The 4,225-nt window shown below is 59.2% G+C and carries 5 protein-coding genes and 1 pseudogene; all 6 read left to right on the top strand.

All coding sequences use genetic code 11. The features are described 5' to 3' along the window. Positions 1–91: 91 nt before the first annotated feature. Positions 92–805, top strand: a complete 714-nt coding sequence (locus tag D8U69_RS29360; RefSeq protein ID WP_130908660.1) for an FKBP-type peptidyl-prolyl cis-trans isomerase — start codon at positions 92–94, stop codon at positions 803–805. Positions 806–1,098: 293 nt separating this feature from the next. Continuing rightward, a complete protein-coding gene (locus D8U69_RS29355) occupies positions 1,099–1,554 on the top strand; it encodes a DUF1232 domain-containing protein (RefSeq protein ID WP_056852912.1) in 456 nt (151 codons plus the stop codon). A 114-nt stretch (positions 1,555–1,668) separates the two neighbouring features. Continuing rightward, positions 1,669–2,013, top strand: coding sequence for a helix-turn-helix transcriptional regulator (locus D8U69_RS29350; RefSeq protein WP_056852911.1), 345 nt, complete (start codon positions 1,669–1,671; stop codon positions 2,011–2,013). After that, positions 2,010–2,381, top strand: a complete 372-nt coding sequence (locus tag D8U69_RS29345; protein ID WP_003223109.1) for a hypothetical protein — start codon at positions 2,010–2,012, stop codon at positions 2,379–2,381. Before D8U69_RS29350 ends, D8U69_RS29345 begins: the two co-directional genes overlap by 4 nt. Further along, positions 2,382–2,789, top strand: a complete 408-nt coding sequence (locus tag D8U69_RS29340; protein ID WP_056852910.1) for a sel1 repeat family protein — start codon at positions 2,382–2,384, stop codon at positions 2,787–2,789. Between the two features lie 208 nt (positions 2,790–2,997). Beyond that, a pseudogene (locus D8U69_RS29335) lies at positions 2,998–4,225 on the top strand (type IV secretion protein Rhs); the annotation flags it as partial.

Raw genomic sequence — 4,225 nt, 5'->3', positions numbered from 1 at the left:
TGCTCTCATGCCGGTAGCCATTGGTCGTGGCGGCCTGATAAGCTCGCGGCTTTACTCGATTGCCCTTTCGGCGCATGAACAAGGAAATAGCATGAAACAGCATCGGTTGGCAGCGGCGGTTGCCCTGGTTGGCCTGGTACTCGCGGGTTGCGACTCGCAGACCAGCGTAGAGCTGAAAACCCCGGCGCAAAAAGCTTCCTACGGCATTGGCCTGAACATGGGCAAAAGCCTGGCTCAGGAAGGCATGGATGACCTGGACTCCAAAGCCGTAGCCCAGGGCATCGAAGATGCCGTCGGCAAAAAAGAACAGAAACTCAAAGACGAAGAGTTGGTTGAAGCGTTCGCCGCACTGCAAAAGCGTGCCGAAGAGCGCATGGCCAAAATGAGCGAAGAGTCGGCAGCCGCCGGCAAGAAATTCCTCGAAGAGAACGCCAAGAAAGCTGGCGTAGTGACCACCGCTTCGGGCTTGCAGTACGAAGTGGAAAAGAAAGCCGATGGCGCTCAGCCCAAGCCGACTGATGTAGTGACCGTTCACTACACCGGCAAGCTGACCAATGGCACCGTGTTCGACAGCTCCGTCGAGCGTGGCAGCCCGATTGATCTGCCGGTCAGCGGTGTGATCCCGGGTTGGGTCGAAGGCCTGCAACTGATGCACGTTGGCGAGAAGTACAAGTTGTACATTCCTAGCGAACTGGCTTACGGCGCTCAAAGCCCAAGCCCGGCCATTCCAGCCAACTCGGTGCTGGTATTCGACCTGGAACTGCTGGGCATCAAAGATGCGGCAAAAGAAGACGCTGCCAAGTAAATCGGCGCCTGGGTCACAAACAACGCCTCGCTTATGCGGGGCGTTGTTGCATCCGGCATTTGGCGCGGATAAACAAAGCGAACAGATGCTGTAGGCTGGAGTCATAGCCAATGTAGGACCGCTGCTAACCGCGCAGGGCTGTCAAGTCAATGAAATCTTGGGTTTTTTTTGATGTGTAAAAAACGCCCGATCTAAGTTCGGCCCTTGTGTTGCGGGGCTTTCAGCCGTGAAAAGCAGGTCTGTTCACAAGGTTATCCACAATTTGTGTGGATAACATTCTAGTGGGAGGAATGATGAAAGCACCCTGGAGTTTCGCTCGTTTCTTGCCACTGGCCGGGCGCCTGATCGCACGTGGGCGATTGCCGACCTTGTTGTTCGCCGTGGCCAGCAAAAGTGCCAGCCAAGGTAACCGGTTGGGCAAACTTAAAGATGATTTGCGTCTGTTGCAGGCGCTTTGCCTGGCGTACTGGCGCGGCGAGTACCGGTCCATCAGCCCCAAGGCGTTGATCTCCGTGGTGGCAGGTTTGATGTACTTCCTCAGCCCGGTGGATGCGATCCCGGATTTCCTGCCTCTGTTTGGCATGATCGATGACATCGCCGTACTCGCCTGGCTCATGAAAGTCCTCGACGATGAGCTCAACGCGTTTCGCGCCTGGCGCAAACGGCAATTGCCGGAGAAGCTTGCCGTGGTTGAGCGCTTGCCCGATACGCCGGAACAACTTCACCTTCAGGGACCGAAAAAAAGATAGGTCGACCCCGACTTATCCTCAGATAGATACCCCCCGCGACCTTAGCCGCTGTTAGGATTACACTTCTAGGGAAAAGTGCCGACTCGCTAAGTGTTGTTGTCCTACGGGGTAGTCATGGATATTCAGATAATTACACGCGAAGGCGAGCCCGAATATGCGGTTTTGCCATGGGCTCAATATCAGGCTCTACTGAAAGCAGCAGGCATCAAAGAAGCACCGTCGAGCCCGGCCCCGGCGCCGCTGGCCGCGACAAGCCAAGACCCGACCCTTCCAGGTCTTGATCAACTACGCAGTTTGCGCGAAGGAAAGGGCATCGCCATTGAAGCGTTGGCCCGCACGGTAGGCATCAGCCCATCCTATCTGGCCATGATCGAAAGTGGCGAGCGTCTGCCCGACGCCGCGATACGTCGCAGCCTGGCCTGGGAGTTGACGGTGCCGGGGTGGAGGGATGAATCGTGAGCGTACGCATCAGTCGTCAACACTGGGATGGATTGCTGGGTGAGCTGGATCAGGCGCGCCGGCAGCGTCATCTACTGACTTATCGAGCATTGCTGGAGCGTTTGCAGTTGCCGACACCGGCCATGCAAACCTTGACCGCGGCACTGGAACATCTGGCCGCACTGGACGCCAAAGCCGAGCAGCCACTGCGCAGTTCGCTGGTGATCAGCCAGGGTGCCAGCCGCCTGCCACGTACCGGTTTTTTTGAATGCGTCGAGCGACTGGGGCGCTTTTCCGGGCCCTCCGATGGCGTCGCAGCAGCGTCGTGGCATGCCTCGGAAGTGGTGCGTGTTTTCGAATACGAATACCCGGAATCGGCGGAAGCCTGAATGTTTTTTCGACTCAAGGCGCGGGCTGGGTACTGGCTCGCGCGCAGGCTGTTTCACTGGTCATGGTTTGTGCGTCAACCGCGCGGCTGGAAATGGCTTGAGGGCCAGTTTGCCCGCATGGCGAACCTGGGCGATGTCGGTGCCCAGAGCTTCTATGGTCACATCCTGACCTTCCGCGGCGTCGGACTGGGGGCTCGCGAGGAAGGCATACGCCTTCTGCGTCTGGCGGCATTGGGCGGGGATGGCAAAGCAGCCTATCAGGTCGGCGTGATCTACCTTTCCGGAAGCCCGAGCAAGGCGCCGGATCCGGCTGAAGCGGCGCGGTTCTGGACCATCGCCGCGAAGGCCGGACATCCGCTGGCGCAGATCAAACTGCAGGCGCTGGATTCCCCTGATAGCACGCATTAAAGACTGACCTGTTTGCTGAGCGCGGCGCTGGGATCGACCCCTGCGCCGCGTTTTTGCTTTTAGCGAAACGCCCTACAGCAACCTCATCCTTGCCTGACTTCTTTCCCCGCTGAACCCCCGCAAAGTCCATTGCGCCAAATTTCCTGCGCGAAGGATTGCTTATGTTCGACCCGGTTTTTTACGTGGCCCCAGATGTTCCGGTGGGCTGATGGATCACGTCACCCGTATTGAGCGAGAGCTCGACAGTTTCCCGGACACCCTCACGCTGTACCGCCAACAGCTCAAGCGATGGTTCAGCCAGGCCGCCGATCAGGTCAGCCGCGCTACGGACATGCCTTCGCTGATGGGCATGGAGCGGGTGATCAAGCTGGGTAATACCAGCACCGTGGTCAGTAGTGCAGACGACGACTTCATCTCGACCGTGGCGCAGTGTCCGAAGGGTGGAATCCTGCACATCGAGAGCAAGTTCGAGTCGGTGTACGACGTTTCGCTGGGGAACATCAAGGTTGATGTGATTGCGGTGGAGGGTGGCGAGACGAAGCCGGTGACCCTCGACGCAGACGGTAAAGGTGAGTTCGAGGGAGAGCCGGACAAATTCTATCGCGTGCGCGTGCAAGGCGAGGTCACAGAGGCGCAGGTTGAAGCGCTGTTCTCCTCCTACGACGGCCTGTCCCTGGACCTGGACAAGTGGCTGCGCAATGAGTGGGAGGGGTTCAAGCCGCAATGGTCGCAGTCCTCTTCAACCGCCGTGGGCAACGGCTTGCTGGCCGGGAGTTGGGCGGCGATCGAGGGCGTGTGGGACGGGATCAATCTGCTTTCGGACATCCTCAAGGATCCCGAGGCGTTTGTTGCGCGACTGGGCAGCAGTGCAATTGCGTTGAAGGAAATGGCGCAGAAAACGCCGCAAGCCATGGCAAGAATCCAGCTGCTGGCCAGTGACGAAGCGGCCCTGTGTCTGCTGTTGCGCACGGCCAGTCTCTGGCTGGAAATGCTGCCGCCCAGCGTGATCGCTGGCAGCACCGCCGAAGCGCTGTCGAAGGTCGTGGTGGAGTTGCTGATCGACATCCTGATCGCCATCGTCCTGACCTTCGCCACGGCCGGGGGCGGTGTGGCCTATCTGGCAACGCGTTTGGCGGGGCGGGGCGCGCAGATGATCAGTGCGCTGACGCGTCTCGTCAATGCGTTGTTCGCCATCGTCAACACCTTCAGCGGTTACGTTGACCGCTACAAAAATGTGGCCGCACGGGGCGTTGCGGCGGGCCTGAAAAAAGGCCGGATGCAACTGCGCTGGAATGCTCGCAACAACACCTCGCTGAAAAAACACGAGCACCACGACGACGCCTCGCAACAGGCGAAAAACCCCAACGGCGACAGCGCCGATGCCGCCGACCGCACCGCCACCCATGGCTGCCCGGTGTCGCTGGTCACCGGCGAAG

Source organism: Pseudomonas sp. Sample_16 (assembly GCF_004307665.1).
Classification (GTDB): Bacteria; Pseudomonadota; Gammaproteobacteria; order Pseudomonadales; family Pseudomonadaceae; genus Aquipseudomonas.
This window is presented reverse-complemented; position numbering and strand designations above follow the sequence as displayed.

Coding starts and splice junctions, on each gene's coding strand:
- D8U69_RS29340 (WP_056852910.1), top strand. CDS start 2,382: ATGTTTTTTCGACTCAAGGCGCGGGCTGGGTACTGGCTCGCGCGCAGG.
- D8U69_RS29360 (WP_130908660.1), top strand. CDS start 92: ATGAAACAGCATCGGTTGGCAGCGGCGGTTGCCCTGGTTGGCCTGGTA.
- D8U69_RS29355 (WP_056852912.1), top strand. CDS start 1,099: ATGAAAGCACCCTGGAGTTTCGCTCGTTTCTTGCCACTGGCCGGGCGC.
- D8U69_RS29350 (WP_056852911.1), top strand. CDS start 1,669: ATGGATATTCAGATAATTACACGCGAAGGCGAGCCCGAATATGCGGTT.